A 15,590-nucleotide genomic window follows, 5' to 3' on the forward strand; every position below is an offset into this window, starting at 1 on the left:
AACGTCAGAAGTGCCACACGGCGCCTAGCTCGGCGGGGTAGTCCCAGTGGCCGCGCAGCTCGCCGTGCGCGCTGTCGAGGCCCACTGCGGCGAGATTCGGATCGTCGGATCGCCTGCCGGCGTCGAGATGGCTGGCGGCCGCCGTCAGGCGCAGATCGAAGTTCTCCATCGGTGAGTACTGCAGGCCCGTCTCGACCCGCTGCTGAAACACCGTCGCGGCGCGGCTCAACTCCACCGGCGTCCGGCCCGTGTCGCTGACGTGATCGAATTCCGCGCGCGTCGCCGACAGACGCGTCGCACCCACAGCGGCACCGACGAACGGCCGAAGTTTCGCGCCCGGTGCGAAGGTGTAACGCGTACCGAGATCGAACTCGCGTGTCGCCGTATCGTGGAACCGCGCGTTGACACTCTCGAACGCGGCGGGCGCTTCCGGTTCGAAACGGCCGATCTCGTGGGTCGACCCGTCGAACTGCGAATAGGCGGCGCGCCCAAATGCAGTGATGCGCGGGTTGAATGCGTAGTCGAGCTCGGCGCCCGCGGTGTAACGCTGATCGTAGGCATCCGCGAACTTCAGATCGTGATAAACGGTCGATCCGGCCGGATCGGCGGTCTCGAGCGGCAACGTCTGACCTCGAAACGAACCCGGCATCGCGGCATTGCCGCCGGCGAACATCTCGATACTCAGGTTGTCGGTGAGCGGCGCCGCGTGCGCGGCGGATGCGGCCGCGGCGCATGCAGCGGCGAATACGCTAAGAGCAGTGGTGCGATTGTTCATGGCCAACTCCTCGTGATGAAGGTGTTGGCTAGACCTGCACTGCGTCGTGCCAGTTGCGTTAAGAAGCGTTAAGAATCCGTAATCGTCAGCGCTGCGCGTACAACTCGCGCTCCACGTCCTTGACGCACTGCTCGCCACGCAACGCGTCGAAGTCGGGATCGAGGCGCAACGTGCCGATCAATTGCGAGTGATCGGCGAACGCCTGCCGCAGCGCCGTGCACGCCGGCGCGACTTCGCCTAACAAGGCGTGGATGGTCGCGATGTCGTACGCCATGCCGAACCCTGCCTGCGCGTGCTTGCGCAGCGCCGCGATCTGCGCATCCGCGTCTGCCTTCCGCCCCAGGGCGGCATAGGCGCGGCCGAGGTCGCCGAAGCTGCCGGGGCTCGACTTGGTACGCAAATTGAATTGCTCCAGCGCCTCTTCCACCTTGCCCAGCTTGAGTAATGCGCGGCCGAGGATCGAATGCGCATCGTCGAACGCCGGCACCAGTTGCAGCAGGCGCGACTCGATCGCGGCAGCGTCTTGGTAGCGGCGCGCGTAATACAACACGCGGCCGACGTTCGCGCTGAGCGCCAGATTGCCCGGCTCCACTTCCTGCGCGCGCTGCGCCTCCGACAACGCGTCTGCCGTGCGGCCGAGAAATAGATAGTTGATCGACGACCACAGGTGAACGATCCCGGAGTCCGGATCGAGCTGACGCGCGCGTGCGTAGTACTGCTCACCCGCCGCGTAGTTGCGATCGAATTGCACCAGCACATGGCCCATGGCGGCCTGCCCCAGCGCGAGCTCGCTGTCGAGCTCGATGGCGTGTTGCGCGGCGAGCCGCGCCTCCGGCAACGCGACCGACGCCGGCAGGATTCCGAACGCGCTCTGCATCGCGCGCACATTGGAGATTCGCGCCCAGGCCAGCGCATACGACGGATCCTGGCGGATGGCGGCGCGGAAATCTTCGATCGCCGCGGCGGAGCCGTCGATGTCGCGCCGCGTGAGATTGAAAAGCCCGCTCACATAGAACTGGTAGGCCTCGGGATTGAGGGTCGGCCGCGCGGCGACGCGCGGCGGCGCGCCGAGCTTGCCAGCCAGTGTCTGCATCACGAGGTCGGCGATCGCATCCTGAACTTCGAAGATGCCGGTCATCTGCTCATCGAAGCTGCCGCTCCACAAGGAACGGCCGTCGCTCACCCGCAGCAGCCGCGCGCTCACGCGCAGGCGGTCGCCTTCTTTTTGCAATGTACCTTCGAGCACCGCGGCCACGCCGAGCTTCCTGCCGATTGCGAGCGGATCCTGATTCGCATCGGTGAACCCGGCGACGGTGCTCAGCGGCCGCACCGTGACTCCGGGCAAGGCCCCGATCTGGCCTATCAACGCGTCCACCATGCCGAGCTCGAGCGGCGGATTGCTTTGCTCGCGCAGCAAGGGCCGGAAGGGCAGGACCGCGAGTGACTCGATCGGCGCATCCGCGGGCGCCGGCGGCGGGCCTTTGCGCATGAAGAAGAAGGCGAGGCACGCCGCGAGCACCAGCACCGCGAAGCCCAGCGCGTAACGCCCGGTGGTACCACGCGCAGGCGGTGTCGCGGCGGGCGCCGTGGTCCGTACCGCCGCTTCCACTTCTTCGACCGCCGCCACGAAGCGGTAGCCACGGCCGGCCACCGTCATGATGTAGCGCGGCTCGCTGCGTTGTTCGCCGAACGCGCGCCGCAGCGCCGTGATCGCCTGATTGAGATTGTTGTCCTCGACGACCATGCCCGGCCACGCGGCGGCCAGCAGGTGCTCCTTCGACACGTCCTCGCCGCGCCGTTCGATGAGATACAGCAGCACGTCGAATGCGCGCGCCGAGATGTCGACGCGATTTCCCTGCGAATCGACCAGGCGGCGGCCCGCGGTCTCGACGCGAAAGCCGCTGAATTCGTAGTCGCCTCGCGATTTCGCCGTCATGCGCGCCTTTTCAGAACGTTTCAGAACCCATCAACGCGGGCCAAAGCCCGTTCAGTGCGTGCCGGTGAGAGTACGGCCCGCCAGTCGCCGCCCACAAGCGCCGGCTGGCGCCTATCCAAACAACGGAGAACGAACATGAATGCTTTCAACAAACTTCTGCTCAGGGGCTCGGTGGTGCTGCTGGGGATATCCGCGGCGTACGGGCATGACTCGCGCTACCAGCCGGTCCCGCAGCTGCAGGGCGTATGGCTCACGCAGGTCTTCATCCGCGACTGCGTCTCGGGCGCGAATCTCGCCGGACCCTTTGCCGGAATCCTGTCGTTTCAATCGGGTGGCACGGTCTCTGAAACCGGCCCGTCACTGCCGAACTCGACGCGCGGCGCGGGGTACGGCACCTGGTGGCGCACCGGCCGCACTACGTTCGCGCAGGCGCTGACTTTCCAGCGCTTCGACGTCACCGGCATCTATCTAGGCACGCAGGTGATCCGCGGCACGCCGAAGGTGTCCAACGATTCGATGAGTTTCGTCGCCGAGGGCGGCAGCTTCGAGGTGAAGGATACGCGTGGCACGACGCTCGGCGCGCCCGGCTGTTCGTACGCGACCGGAGCCCGCTTCCGGTAAGGGCGGACTTGCGACTCCGCCCGGCGCAGCTCAAGCCGGGCGGAGTCGCGCCTCGATCGGGCGCGTATTGTCCGCTTCTGACAGTGCGCCTGCCAACCGGCGGCGTCTAACTACGTTGCGACCCTCACGTGGTGGTCGCCGATCTCGCCGCCGAGCCGCAGCGCCCATGTTCGGCGTTCGGTCAATGAGGCCGCGCTGGCTGGCGGGACGACGGACCTTTCCATGGGGGACTCCTTGTGCGCTCGCCTCATACCACCAGGCGTCCATCTGGCAATCTCCGCCTAACTGCCCGATGATGGCGCTCCCCGGGAGGTTGGCCATGAATCTGGACGTGTTGCGGCGGCTGCCGTGGCTCTTGATGGGATTTTGTTGCCTGGCCAACGGCGCGGACGGCATCAGCGACGCTGGCTCGGCCGCCGGAAAGCGCCAGGTTCGCGTGCTCGCGATCCTCCCCACCGAGGATGAGCCGCTGCGTATTGCGCTCGTCACGGATGGCGAATACGCACGGCAGGTGCTGGTGGGCGGGTTGATCATGGCGCTCATCAACGGTGCCGTTCAGAAGAGCCGCAATGCACCGCTGGAGGCCCAACTACACGAAACACTCGCGGGTTTCGAGCGCACACCGGCGCTGGCCGACGCAATCGGCAAGAGTTTCACGAAGCGCTCCAAGGTGTTCGATGTGACGACGACCACCGACCGCGCGCGTTACGTCGACGCCCGGAAGACAGACAAGCTGACACCCGCGGCGGCGGCGGATGGTTTCGATTACGTGCTGGTGATGGACAGCGAATTCGTCGGCCTGTGGATGGCCGGCGTCTACACGACGACGGACGAACTGACTCCCGCGCAGACGATTCGTTATCGCATGTTCCGCGTGCGCGAGCCGAGCGGCGTCGTGCTGCGCAATCTGGTCACCGGTTACGGCCTCGGCCGCGAGCACTACAAGCAGGCGGTGCTCGATCGCGATTTCTACACGCGGCACTGGCCGCAGGTCTGCGCGTCGATCGCGGATTTCATCACCGGCGACCTGAATCGCAACGACAAGCTGCATTTCATGGCCGCGAGTGTCGGCCGGGGCGACGAGGCGCCGGCCATCGGCACGCTGCTGAAGAAATACGAGAAGACTTTCCGCTGGGATCTGACGCCGGCGCACGGCTGGCGCGAAACCACGCTCGACACCAAATATGCGCGTGTGCTCGAGCCGAACGATTCCAGCAACAAGGTGATCGGCGTGCGCTTCGAAGTCGACCTGCTCGCGCCGGAACTGGGTCAGGACCGCAGCTCACTCGAAGAGTACGTGCCGATCGCGGCGCAGCGGCGCGCGGAGATGTATCCCGATCTCTCGCCGCTCGAGAAATTCGACGGCATCACGGCACACGGGTTCGACAAGTATTTGCAGCGCGGCCCGAACGGCGCGGGCTACGTGCTGCTGTTTCGCAAGCTCGACGAGCTCCACATGCAGGTAGTCAACGTTGTGTTTCTGAGGGACTTCGACAAGCTCTTCCCGCCGAATCGCCGCAAGATCGAGCTGATGATCGCGACCGGAAAGATTCCCCTGCGCGACTGAATCTGTGCCGGGTCAATCTACCGCGCGTTCGAGGATGGCCACCATCGTGTTCGCCCGACCCCACACCGTGGAAGGCAGCACGATCTGCGAGAGCTTCCAGCCCTCCGCGCCGAGCTTGTTGAGCGCCTCTGCGACTTCCAGCGAATCCGACTGGAAGATGCCGGTCTTGTAAGGCAACAGGGCGGTCTTGTACTCGATCTTTTTCATGTTCTTCTCCGCGGGGGACGCGGATAGTCGCACGCCGGCGATAGTCGCGTCGCAAAGACTTCAAAGGGCGGTCACCGCGATGACACACGCTCATCGAATCATGGCGGCAGGTCGCACATACAGGGAGTCATCATGCGTCTTGCAACCATGGCCGCGGTCGCGGCGAGTTTCGTCTTCGCATTTCTGAACGGCACCGCGTTGGCCGGCGACTACGGCCACGATCACCAAGACCGCGACGACAACATCCAGTTAGGCGAGCGGCCGTTCTTCCTCGTGCAAGGCATGGACCCGGGCCCGCTCAAATCGCGGCTGCTCAAGTGCAAGGACGGCCCGTTCCGCCGCACGGATTTCTCGATCGCGCATCGCGGCGCGCCGCTGCAGATGCCCGAACACACCAAGGAAGCCTACGAAGCCGGCGCGCGCATGGGCGCGGGAATTGTCGAGTGCGACGTGACGTTCACCAAGGACGGCCAGCTCGTCTGCCGCCACGACGAGTGCGACCTCCACACCACCACCAACATCGTCGACACGGACCTCAACGCGAGTTGTTCGGTGCCCTGGTCCGGCGCGAACTCGTCGCCCAAGTGCTGCGCAAGCGACCTCACGCTCAAGCAGTTCAAGTCGCTCAAGGGCAAGATGGATGCGTCGAATCCCGCCGCCACCACCGCCGCGGGATATCTCGGTGGTACCGCCGCGTTTCGCACGGATCTCTACAACAGCCGTGGCACGCTGCTCACGCTGAAGGAGAGCATCGCGCTCAATCGCAGTCTCGGCGTCAAACACACGCCCGAGCTCAAGGCCGGCAACCCGGCGCGCGTCGCCCAGGTGTTCGGCAGCCAGGCCAACTACGCGCAGGCGATGATCAACGAGTTCAAGCGCGCGCGGGTCGAACCGCGCGACGTGTGGGCTCAGTCCTTCAATCTGGACGACGTGGTGTACTGGGTGCAGCGCGAGCCGGCCTTCGGCCGCCAGGCGGTCTATCTGGATGACGTCGATCCGAGCGCCGGCTTTCCGCGCCTGACCGCGGCGGAGCTGCGCGACGTGCGGCGCAAGGGCGTGCACATTTTCGCGCCGCCGATTCCCGCGCTGCTGGCGGTGGACGGCAACGACAAGGTCGTTCCGTCGCAGTACGCGAATGACATCAAGGCCGCGGGCCTCGGCATCATCACCTGGAGCTTCGAGCGCGCGGACCTGCGCCAGGGCGCGTCGAAGGCGGGTTTCTACTATGCGTTCGATCCCGAAGGCCGCGCGATCAAGAAGGACAGCGACATGTACTACGCGCTGGATACGCTGGCGCAGGACGTCGGGATCCTCGGCATTTTCTCGGACTGGCCCGCGACGGTGAGTTACTACGCGAGCTGCATGGGATACGACTGACGAATCGAGCCGCGGGCTGGCGCCACCTCCCCCTCAGGCGCCGGCCCGCCCCGCGGGTAGTCAGATTCCGCTGGACCGCAGGAAGTTCATGATGGCGGCAACGCAGCGCTGCGGCTCTGTCTGCAGCAGAAAATGCGGCGCTTCGATCTCCGCAATCTCCATATCCGGCCGCAGCCGCTGGATCGCGCGGCAAGCCGACCTCGGAATCAGCCGATCGCGCGTCGCGCGCAGGTACAAGAGCGGCACGGCTACCTTTTGTAACAGCATGCGGTGGTCGACCTTCAGTATCGCCGCGACCCGGGCATTGACGACTTTCGGCGCCACCTGCGCCATCGCCTCTGTGTGGACGCGTCGCAGTTCCGGTGATGCGCGACCCGCGTACAACCACGGCGCGGCGAGTTGCGGCGGCAGGCGTGCGGGCGGCAGTGCACCGATCAGCCGGCTGAAAATACCGAAGACGGGCAGCGGATTCGAAGCGAACGTCACACACAGGATCAGCGCCTTGAGATTGGACGGGGCGGAAGCCGCGATCGCAATCCCGATCGGCCCGGAGAAAGACTCCGCGAGCAGCACGAAATCCTCGTCGCGCGGTAGTTGGGCGCGTGCATGCGCTGCGTACTCCGCGTAGGACATCACGCGATCCGGCGGATACGCGACGACCTGCGCTGGAAACCCGGCCAGCGCATCGATGAACGGCGCGAACAGCTCTCCGGTGCCATCGAGGCCGGGCAGCAGGACCAGCCGCGTCATCGGTCCTCCCCCTTGATCCGCGCGTCGCCCGGCACGAACAGGACATCCACGGTCTCACCCACGTCATAGGCGGGTGGTCTGCTGCTGTAGGACGAGGTGAACGTGATCTGCTCCCCGCCCGGCGCGGCGAACTTCACCACAGGTTTGAAGGTGCTCGATCCACCGTCATCTTCGCGCACCTCGATCAATTCCGTGACCGTTACCTGCGTCGAGGCGGCGCGCGCGACGAAGCTGCGCGTCTTGTTTCACAACGCCAACGCGACGATCAGCATCAGGATGCCGACGCCGAGGAATACGTAGACGAAACCGCGGAATTTCCTCATGCACCTCCCGGCCGCAAGACCCCATCTCGATTCCATTTCGATGATAGAGCAGGCTGACAGGAAGATACCGGAGGTTGTGCCAGAATCCCCGGCATGGCAGTTCCATGGCTCACCGTCGGCAAACTCGTCCTCAACAATCTCGACACCATCATCGGCGTCGTGAAGCCGGGCTTCACGCGCAAGAAAGTCGAGGCAGCCGCAAACCAGGCCGAAATCGTGAGTCAGCAGATCGCCGAACTACAGACCGCGGTGGCCACCAACGCGGAACAGATCAAGGAACTGGCGGAGCAGTTGAAGAGCGTCGTCACCGCGCTGGACGACGCCGCGCGGGCCGTGGCGATCGAACGCGCGAAGACGCGACGGTTCGCGCTGGCCGCCATCGGAATGGCTGCAATTGCGCTCGCCGTGGCGGTGGGATCAGTTTTTCTAAAGTGATCTCAACGAAGCAGTGCTGCGCAAGAATCGGGTAGGTTGGTAGGTTCGTTCCCGGCAGAATCCGCGCCATGTACCCGCTGCTCGACAACATCATGTGGAATTGCCTGTCCGGCCCGCACGCCAAATTCGCGACCGGAGATGGCGACGTGCGGCGCTACGCACAGGGTTTCTCTCCCATCCTCGGCTTTGCGAATCCCGAACGGCCGGATTTCCCCGCGCTGGAAAAAATCTGCGCCCCTGGCGAATCCTTCTATTGCGATATCTGGACCGGCACGCCTCCGCATGGCTGGCAGATCGAGAAGGAGGCGACGATGTTCAAGATGGTCTGGAGCGCGGCGCTGCCCGATTCGGATGCCGCGCCCGACGCCGTGGCTCTGCGCCCCGAACATGCGGTCGAGGCCGCGGCATTGGCGAAGCTCACGAACCCCGGTCCGTTCGGCATCCGCACGCCCGAGCTCGGCGAATACTTCGGCTATTTCGATGGAGACCGCCTGATCGCGATGGCCGGGGAGCGCTTTTGCGCCGGCGACCTTCACGAAGTCAGCGGCATCTGCACGCATCCGGATTTCCAGGGGCGCGGCCTCGCCAGGAAGCTCACGTTGAAGCTCATCCGGCGGCAGATGCAGCGCGGCAAGACCACGTTCCTGCACGTGATGAGCCACAACACCGGCGCGCGGGCGTTGTACGAAAAGATGGGGTTTCAGATCCGCCGCGAAACGATCTGCAGAGTCATATCGAGGACAACAGCGTGAACGAAACGAAACCATTCGAGGGCGGCTGCGAGCCTCACATGGAAACCCGTAGCGTGGCGATTTCCGCGTGACCGCGGCGCCGAACAGGGCTATCTTGTCGCTCCATGTTCCTGATCGTTCCGCTCGGCAAGAAGGGCTCCAACGGAATTCCGATCTTCACGCTGTTCGTCTGCGTGGCGTGTGTCATCGTCCACGTATTCGCCAGCACCAACGCCGACCAGCTCGCGCTGGCGTTTTATCCCGACCAGCTCGACCCGCTCAAGATGTTCACCTCGGTGTTCACGCACACCGACATCTGGCACCTGCTCGGCAACCTGTTCTTCTTCTATTGCTTCGCGCGCACCATCGAGACGCGCATCTCGGCATCCGGCTATCTACTGGCGTTCGTGGTGTTCGTGCTGGTCACCAATCTCGCGTATGCGGCGGTGACCAAGGAATCGATTCCCACCGTCGGATTGTCCGGCATCGTGTGGGGATACATGGGCATGTTCCTGTTCCGCTACCCGAAGGACGACATCGACTGCTTCGTGTGGTGGTTGTGGATCGTACGGACCATCGAGATACCGGCGTTCCTGTTCATCCTTGCGTTCCTGGCGTTCGATATCGCGGCGTATAGAAATGCGGACGGTGGCGCCGTCAATCACGTCGCGCATTTCTCGGGGTTCATCGCGGGCGCATTGTACAAGCTTGCATTCTGGAATGTGTTCTCGAACGAGCCGCCGGAACCGAAACGCCGCCCCGTTTACGGTACACGGGGCGCGCGCTGGAATTGACCCGATAGATAGTGAATGGTTCGCGGAGAACTGCTCGATGAGAGAGCGGCGAGCGTCCGCATTGACGCCCATCCACTGTTTGGGCTTGCACTATCGGAGGCTGCCGGATCGCAACGGGCAGCCCCACGTGCAGGGCTGAAGGCGCTCGCCAAGCAACGCTGCAGGTTCGGTTATAGAAGATTGCACGTGATGCTTCGGCGTGAAGGCTGGACGGTGAACGACAAACGCGTGCATCGGCTGTATGCCCTGGAACGCTTGAGTTTGCGGGACTAGCATCACAAGCGTTTCAGGAGCTTGGTTCGTCTGCTGCTCACGATCGTCACACGTCCGAACCAGCATTGGACGTTGGCCTTCGTGCATGATCGCACCGTTGACGGCAGAAGACTGCGCGTGCTTACGACCATCGATCAGCCGACGAGATATGCAATGTCATTGGCGGTGCGGCGTTCGTTTCCGGGCTTCGCCGTCGCCGCTTGGTTGGAACAGCTGAGCTTGATGGCAAAATCAACCTAACCCCCCACTTCTGAACGGTCCGCGAAAACGAGGGGATTACACAATGCTGCCGCGCTAAGGCGCGTCATTTTTCCGCACCGTTTTCGAGGTGATGCAGGATAGCCTCGCGGCGGCTCTTGTGGCACAACGTGCCCTCTGGCCGCTCGCGTTTGGGCCAAAATGGGCTACAAAAGCAAGCGAGGCTATCCTGCGTAGCAGGTAAAGCGACACCGGGGCCCGCACCCTCTGTTAAACAACGGCCGCCGCGAGGCTTCCCTTCCTAGCTCCATCGCTCGTAAACGCATCGCGCAAGTCATGTCTCTTGCGCTACCGCGGGCAGCAACTCATAGCTTGGCGTCCTTCGGGGGTGCGGCACGATCGGCAGCCGGCAGCAAGTACTGGCTAGTCATTCCTATGAGCGGCAGTGCAACTGACAACGTCCAAACACTGCAAGCGAAATAGGGGAAGCCAAGCGCGACTAGCACCCTCGAACCAAATGAGATGTTGGCCCCCAAATCACCGTATTGAAAATAGAGGACGCTTTTCACCATCACGTATCCAACTGCAGATGCAAGAACGGGAGAAATCGTCCCCCAAAAGAGCCAGACGATTTGTCTTTGCGGAGCAAAGTACGAACCACTGAGCAAGATCACCGCACCCAGGCCAGCAAAGAATGCAAGGCCGTGACCCTGCAAGTGTCTATCGAGAGCTTCATGGTAGATAGCGGCATATACCACTAGTGCAACGATCCCGATTGCTAAGACACGCACGCGAGGTGGGTCAATCACGACTGTAGCCTCTGAGTCCTAATACCCTGACGGTGCCAAATACGGCGATGAGAGATCGGCAGGGTTTTGGCCACCACCTGATTGCTGCAACTGCCGAAGCTTGTTTGCCAAATTTGATGGGAAACGATATTCACCTAGATTCTTGAACGGGCCCACGCCGCGAAGCACATCCGAAACACATTTCGAACAATCGCCGGGATCACAGCGCTCGTGATCTTCGATGTTCTTGAGGATCTGCCGATCTTGTTCAGAAGTAAGCGGAAATTGGAATATCTCTACGTTACTCCCGTCCGTCTGCTGAAACTTGATGTAGTCGCTCAGATTCGCATCGGCACCATCAAGAACATTCATCGAACCCTTGATGTCATTTCGATAACTACCGCCTGGATCATACAAAATCCGGCCTTGGGTGTTGATGTAAAGACCTGCGTGCGTCCCCGTTATCCCGGCGTTGTTGTTGATGATAACGTCGACATCCAGGCCACGTGAGTCGAAGAGACTGGTCGGCCTACCGAGCGCGTATGCGTAGGTGTTCACACCACCATGCAGTCCGATCGGATCTGATTCTCCGTACCTGCCGTTCGCCGGATCGTAGTCTCTGAAGTAGTTGTAGAACGTATTCGAGTCCGGGTCTTGAATCTGCCCCGGAAATCGCTGTGAAAATTCAAGTTCGCCGCCTACCCACCCGGCGCCAAAGGCATCAGGATCCCAGCGCCACGCGACAGTGTTGTCAGAAGGCTTTGTGAGAAGTTTTGGGGTCCCGAGTTGATCCGCCTGCACATACAGCAGCTTCGGCGGCGTGAGTCCAACGACGTACCAGCCGTCGTTGGGGTCAAACTCGCCAGCGAATTGTTGGTAGACAACGGCGACTGGCAAGTCCCCAAGCCAAATCGTTTCCATGGGCGTGGTGTTGTAAGAAGCGGGCAAATACTGCATGAGGTAGTCGTACTGCCCGAGAACATGTCCCGCTTCATCGTACGTCCAATGCCTCTCACCAGCATATTCACGGCGAATGCGCTGCCCGAGTCCATTGATGAATATACGTGCACCCCCGCGCGCGTAGAGTCGATTCGCCGCGTCAAAGTACGGATATACATACGGCCCAAGGCTGCTATTGCCGCGCGCGTCGTAATAGTACTCGCTTAGCTGAGTGCTATATGCGCCACCGGACCCGGTAAGTACACCCATTACTTTCGACAGTCGATTGCTGGTGCGTGGAGAGTCGTAGACGTACGTGTGAGGAGTGGCGTAGAAACTTCCTGACTCCGTCGTCCGATTCCCGTTGGCGTCGTACTGATAGCTAGCGCTCCAGCCAGATTTCGACTGATTTGTTAGTCGATCGAGTCCGTCGTAACTGTACGACCAGCTATTGGAAGAGTCGAGCTGGTCCGTGATGGCAGTAACTCGGGACGCGTCGTCATACTGATACGCAAGCGACATTCCAGGCGAGTTGATGCCGCTAATTCGACCGTCAGTGTCTGAAGTGCGCGACGCTGCCGATCCATTTCCCCAAGTCCAGCCTTTGATCGAGCCGAAGGGTTCATAAGTGGCATTTGATAAAACTGCCTGAAGCGCTCCACCAACTGTGGCCGTGATGCTTGAGATCCGCCCGTTGGAATACGAATAGTTCACCACCATCCCGGACGGATAAGTCATCGAGTCAAGCTGGCCGGCTGCGTTGTATCCGTAATGAACTTGATAGGTCTTTGTGTAAGGCGAAAACGCATAGGTGAAAGTTTGCGCCTTGGTTGCCGCGCGGCCGCGTGTATCGTATGTCCAGGATGTCGTCCCGGCCGGATCGGTCATCTGACAAAGTTGCCCCTTGCCATTGAGACAAGAATCATAAATGTAGCTTCGCGAAACAGGTATGGCTGGATAGGAACCTCCTGTGTACTGAGCGAGCGTAAGTCGATTGAGGGCATCGTATGTGTTGGTGCTCAGCGCGCCGCGTGAATCAAGCGACGTCTTGAGGTTGCCAGCGCTGTCGTATGTGTTCGTCGTCAACCCGGTATCCGGCGAGTTGATTGTTACATCTTCCCCAAAGCCGTTGGGTAGGTATGTAGTAACAAGGCCGAGGGGATCAGCGACCGAAGTCAGGTTGTCGTTCGCGTCGTAACCGAACTGCGTGATGCCGGAGTTTGAATCGGTGATCTGCTTGAGACGATTCAGTTCGTCGTAAAGGCTCGAACTGTTGCGAGCGAGCGGTGCATTGACCGAGATCTGGTTGCCGTTGTTGTCGTAGCCGAACACGGTGGTCACGTTGGCGGTGCCCGCCGCGTTCACGTCCTTCAATAGCTGGTTCAGCGTGTTGAACACCTGGGTGTGGGTGCGCTTGAGCATATTGCTCGGGTCGTATGTGTTCTCCGCGGTGCGGTTTCCCATATTGTCGAGTGTGTAGACGATCTTGTTGAGCGCTCCGTCATTGATCTGAGTAAGGCGATGTGCACTGTCGTAGGTGTACTCAATGTAACTCCCGTCGGGATTGGTGACCTTCTTCAGCAACCCAGTGGACCAGTAGTCGAGACGCGTGAGCTCGCCGCCGGAGCATCCCGGCAGGATGGAGCCTATGCATCGATCGGTAATCCGCTGGCGCAAATCGTAGGCGAGACTTATCACGAGGCCGTTCGGGTCTGTGATCTGCGTAGGTCGGCCGTGCGTGTTGTACAAGTTGTAGGTCGTCAAATGGCCGGCGGCATCGGTAACGGAGTTGAGTTGTCCGCACTGGTAGCCACTGGAGCAGGTGTAATAAGTGTAAGTAGTGAGGTCTGTGCTGTCGGTGCGCGGACCGTTCTCGGTCAGTACGCGACCGAAAGCATCGTAAGTGTAGGTCGAAGTGCGCGAGACGTGGGGCGTGACGGAAGTGTCCGTCACAATACGGGTGATCACGTTTCCGGTGGCGTCGTGCGTGAAAGTCGTCGTGCGATTCAGTTCGGTGATCGAAATCGGTAGGTGGAGGGTCGTATGCCAGGCGGTGGTAATCTTGCGTTGGCGCGTGCCGGGGGCCGGTGTGTAGGTAGATAGACTGACCGGGCACGCCGAGATGCCCGGTGCATAGCCTTCGACCCGTACCAATACGAGGCCGCGGGCATCATTTTCATAGCAGATTAAGTTGCCGTTGTAGTCCCGGCGACTGCTTACGAACCCGGCGGTATCGTATGTCGTCGCCGCGCCTTCTCGGCAAGTTGGGCACTGGGATCCGGTAATACTGCCCACAAGATTGAGATCGCCATGGCGCTCATACGTAAAAGTGCGCACCGCGCCCAACGCATCAGTAACCGTCACGCTTACATCGGTGTTGTAGACGAGCGTTACCGCGCTGGCACCGCCATTTTCTTCGGTATGAGTTGCGCGTCCTTCGGCATCATACGTCCAAGTCGACAGGACGCTGTTGTTCTCATCTTTGACGGCAGTGAGTGCATTCGGGAACGCGACATTCTCGTAGAGGTATGTCTTTGTAGTGCTATCCGGCGCGGTGACCGAGGCGAAACGGTCTGCGACGTCGTAACCGTACTGAAAAATCTGAGAGGCGGACCCAGTAGCGGTCGCCACTCGGCTCTTCGCGTCGTAGCCGAGTGTTATGGCGTGTCCGTAGCTGTCAGTGACGGATGTAAGTTTGCCGAAAGCGTCGTAGCCCATTGTCAGGACGACACCAGCACGGCTGGTGATCGCAGTCAGCTGTCCGTCAGAGTTGTATGATTCGACGTTGTCGTTTTCGTCGATGATCGTGAAACCACCGACAGTTAGTGACAACATCAGCTTTATGCCTTGCGGCGTGGATCCATCCACGGGAAAGCGGATGACGCGGCCGTCATCTCGACTGACGGAAAAGCCGACTGTCGTTGCGGTCGGCTCTTCGAGTGGCGGGACGCTGTATAGCATCGAAACCGTGCCAATCGTGCCACCGCCGCCAGATGACACGTTGCAACTGCCACCGGAGAAGGTCGCCGTCGCCGTCACCCATTCAGGGACTTGCGATCGAATTTCCGCGAACCCAGCCGTGCATGCATCCGATTCATTTGAATAAGAAGACGAGTTGCCGCCACCGGCCGCATATGGCCGGTAGCGGCCAGCGTTGCGCAGACGGGTGACCTTCCGGCTGTAGCTATGCGTCCAGCCGGCGCTCATACGGCTCGTTGCGGAACTTGCGCTGTTGAAATATCGCTCGAAAGGAACAGGGCCAGCGATGTCCTTCTCTTCAGCGAATACACCGCCATTTGCTGGATTGATCGGATCTCCAAGACTATTGCAATCCTCGCCGCACTGCGCTTCCGGCGGAGGCTTTATGGTTACATACGGCCCGCAGTTATCGTCGTAAGGTTCCGTTGCACGACCGGCAACTTCCCAAGTGCTGTTGCAACAAAAGCCGCCGTCAGAATCGCGAAAGCCGACGGCGTTTTGACCTAGTTCGACGCATCTATCCATGTATACCTGTGTGCACTGAAGCGGATTTGCCTTGCAGTGATAGCCAGGTCCGCAAAAGGCGCTGAGCATGATTGGTGTCCAGCATGCACTCATCGCCGTTGCCGAGAGATTTTGGCAAGAAGCCCAATTCCAGGATCCTGGGCCGGTGGTGTATACCCAGTTCCATTTTCCTAGATACATGCTGTCAGGTTTGCAAGCAGAAAATGAGGGCGGCCCAAGCATGATCGCAGCCAGGAACAGCGCAATTCGCACCAGTGGTTTGAATCGAATCACTGTCTCTCCCTAGTCTCTATTGATTGCTTCGGCAAAGTGTGGCCATGCGAGGAACAGCGACGAGGCAAATACAACAAAGCAGGCGAATCGCTTCGTGGT

General features: G+C 61.1%; 13 protein-coding genes and 1 pseudogene. 7 read left to right on the plus strand and 7 right to left on the minus strand.

Annotated elements, in window-relative coordinates; translation table 11 throughout:
* Window positions 1-4 precede the first annotated feature (4 nt).
* Both WDO72_07735 and WDO72_07740 read right to left on the minus strand, forming a co-directional pair.
* Window positions 5-775, minus strand: a complete 771-nt coding sequence (locus WDO72_07735; protein MEJ0085556.1) for a hypothetical protein — start codon at window positions 773-775, stop codon at window positions 5-7.
* An 85-nt stretch (window positions 776-860) separates the two neighbouring features.
* Window positions 861-2,711 carry a winged helix-turn-helix domain-containing protein gene (locus WDO72_07740; protein ID MEJ0085557.1) on the minus strand — a complete coding sequence of 617 codons (1,851 nt, stop codon included), beginning with the start codon at window positions 2,709-2,711 and terminating at the stop codon, window positions 861-863.
* A 135-nt stretch (window positions 2,712-2,846) separates the two neighbouring features.
* Between WDO72_07740 and WDO72_07745 the strand changes: the two genes are divergently transcribed.
* Complete coding sequence (locus tag WDO72_07745) at window positions 2,847-3,332, plus strand: hypothetical protein (protein MEJ0085558.1); 486 nt, start codon at window positions 2,847-2,849, stop codon at window positions 3,330-3,332.
* Between the two features lie 319 nt (window positions 3,333-3,651).
* Window positions 3,652-4,899, plus strand: a complete 1,248-nt coding sequence (locus tag WDO72_07750; GenBank protein ID MEJ0085559.1) for a hypothetical protein — start codon at window positions 3,652-3,654, stop codon at window positions 4,897-4,899.
* Between the two features lie 12 nt (window positions 4,900-4,911).
* On the opposite strand, the gene WDO72_07755 is transcribed toward WDO72_07750, so the two are convergent.
* A complete protein-coding gene (locus WDO72_07755; protein ID MEJ0085560.1) occupies window positions 4,912-5,106 on the minus strand; it encodes a DUF4177 domain-containing protein in 195 nt (64 codons plus the stop codon).
* Window positions 5,107-5,238: 132 nt separating this feature from the next.
* Here WDO72_07755 and WDO72_07760 point away from each other — a divergent pair, with 132 nt between their 5' ends.
* The gene (locus WDO72_07760) at window positions 5,239-6,483 is read left to right on the plus strand and encodes a glycerophosphodiester phosphodiesterase family protein (protein ID MEJ0085561.1); all 1,245 of its coding nucleotides are present in this window, start codon (window positions 5,239-5,241) and stop codon (window positions 6,481-6,483) included.
* Between the two features lie 60 nt (window positions 6,484-6,543).
* Here the strand turns inward: WDO72_07760 and WDO72_07765 are convergent, their stop codons facing one another.
* Entirely contained in the window at window positions 6,544-7,233 is a 690-nt protein-coding gene (locus tag WDO72_07765; GenBank protein ID MEJ0085562.1) for an alpha/beta hydrolase, read from the minus strand.
* Window positions 7,230-7,457: pseudogene (locus tag WDO72_07770) on the minus strand (DUF3592 domain-containing protein). Before WDO72_07770 ends, WDO72_07765 begins: the two are co-directional and overlap by 4 nt.
* A 192-nt stretch (window positions 7,458-7,649) precedes the next feature.
* Here WDO72_07770 and WDO72_07775 point away from each other — a divergent pair.
* The 4 genes from WDO72_07775 (at window position 7,650) to WDO72_07790 (ending at window position 10,029) form a co-directional block, all read left to right on the plus strand.
* Complete coding sequence (locus WDO72_07775; GenBank protein ID MEJ0085563.1) at window positions 7,650-7,991, plus strand: hypothetical protein; 342 nt, start codon at window positions 7,650-7,652, stop codon at window positions 7,989-7,991.
* A 68-nt stretch (window positions 7,992-8,059) separates the two neighbouring features.
* The gene (locus WDO72_07780; protein ID MEJ0085564.1) at window positions 8,060-8,743 is read left to right on the plus strand and encodes a GNAT family N-acetyltransferase; all 684 of its coding nucleotides are present in this window, start codon (window positions 8,060-8,062) and stop codon (window positions 8,741-8,743) included.
* Between the two features lie 104 nt (window positions 8,744-8,847).
* A complete protein-coding gene (locus WDO72_07785; protein MEJ0085565.1) occupies window positions 8,848-9,516 on the plus strand; it encodes a rhomboid family intramembrane serine protease in 669 nt (222 codons plus the stop codon).
* A 294-nt stretch (window positions 9,517-9,810) separates the two neighbouring features.
* The gene (locus tag WDO72_07790) at window positions 9,811-10,029 is read left to right on the plus strand and encodes a hypothetical protein (GenBank protein MEJ0085566.1); all 219 of its coding nucleotides are present in this window, start codon (window positions 9,811-9,813) and stop codon (window positions 10,027-10,029) included.
* 323 nt (window positions 10,030-10,352) lie between these two features.
* On the opposite strand, the gene WDO72_07795 is transcribed toward WDO72_07790, so the two are convergent.
* Window positions 10,353-10,796 (minus strand): hypothetical protein, encoded by a 444-nt coding sequence (locus WDO72_07795; GenBank protein ID MEJ0085567.1) that lies wholly within the window; start codon window positions 10,794-10,796, stop codon window positions 10,353-10,355.
* 18 nt (window positions 10,797-10,814) lie between these two features.
* Window positions 10,815-15,491 carry an RHS repeat-associated core domain-containing protein gene (locus tag WDO72_07800; protein ID MEJ0085568.1) on the minus strand — a complete coding sequence of 1,559 codons (4,677 nt, stop codon included), beginning with the start codon at window positions 15,489-15,491 and terminating at the stop codon, window positions 10,815-10,817.
* Window positions 15,492-15,590 lie beyond the last annotated feature (99 nt).

Source organism: Pseudomonadota bacterium (assembly GCA_037200975.1).
Classification (GTDB): Bacteria; Pseudomonadota; Gammaproteobacteria; order Steroidobacterales; family Steroidobacteraceae; genus CADEED01.

Excerpts from the sequence above, each read along its gene's own strand:
- WDO72_07735 (MEJ0085556.1), bottom strand. The coding sequence starts at position 775 with ATGAACAATCGCACCACTGCTCTTAGCGTATTCGCCGCTGCATGCGCC.
- WDO72_07740 (MEJ0085557.1), bottom strand. The coding sequence starts at position 2,711 with ATGACGGCGAAATCGCGAGGCGACTACGAATTCAGCGGCTTTCGCGTC.
- WDO72_07745 (MEJ0085558.1), top strand. The coding sequence starts at position 2,847 with ATGAATGCTTTCAACAAACTTCTGCTCAGGGGCTCGGTGGTGCTGCTG.
- WDO72_07750 (MEJ0085559.1), top strand. The coding sequence starts at position 3,652 with ATGAATCTGGACGTGTTGCGGCGGCTGCCGTGGCTCTTGATGGGATTT.
- WDO72_07755 (MEJ0085560.1), bottom strand. The coding sequence starts at position 5,106 with ATGAAAAAGATCGAGTACAAGACCGCCCTGTTGCCTTACAAGACCGGC.
- WDO72_07760 (MEJ0085561.1), top strand. The coding sequence starts at position 5,239 with ATGCGTCTTGCAACCATGGCCGCGGTCGCGGCGAGTTTCGTCTTCGCA.
- WDO72_07765 (MEJ0085562.1), bottom strand. The coding sequence starts at position 7,233 with ATGACGCGGCTGGTCCTGCTGCCCGGCCTCGATGGCACCGGAGAGCTG.
- WDO72_07775 (MEJ0085563.1), top strand. The coding sequence starts at position 7,650 with ATGGCAGTTCCATGGCTCACCGTCGGCAAACTCGTCCTCAACAATCTC.
- WDO72_07780 (MEJ0085564.1), top strand. The coding sequence starts at position 8,060 with ATGTACCCGCTGCTCGACAACATCATGTGGAATTGCCTGTCCGGCCCG.
- WDO72_07785 (MEJ0085565.1), top strand. The coding sequence starts at position 8,848 with ATGTTCCTGATCGTTCCGCTCGGCAAGAAGGGCTCCAACGGAATTCCG.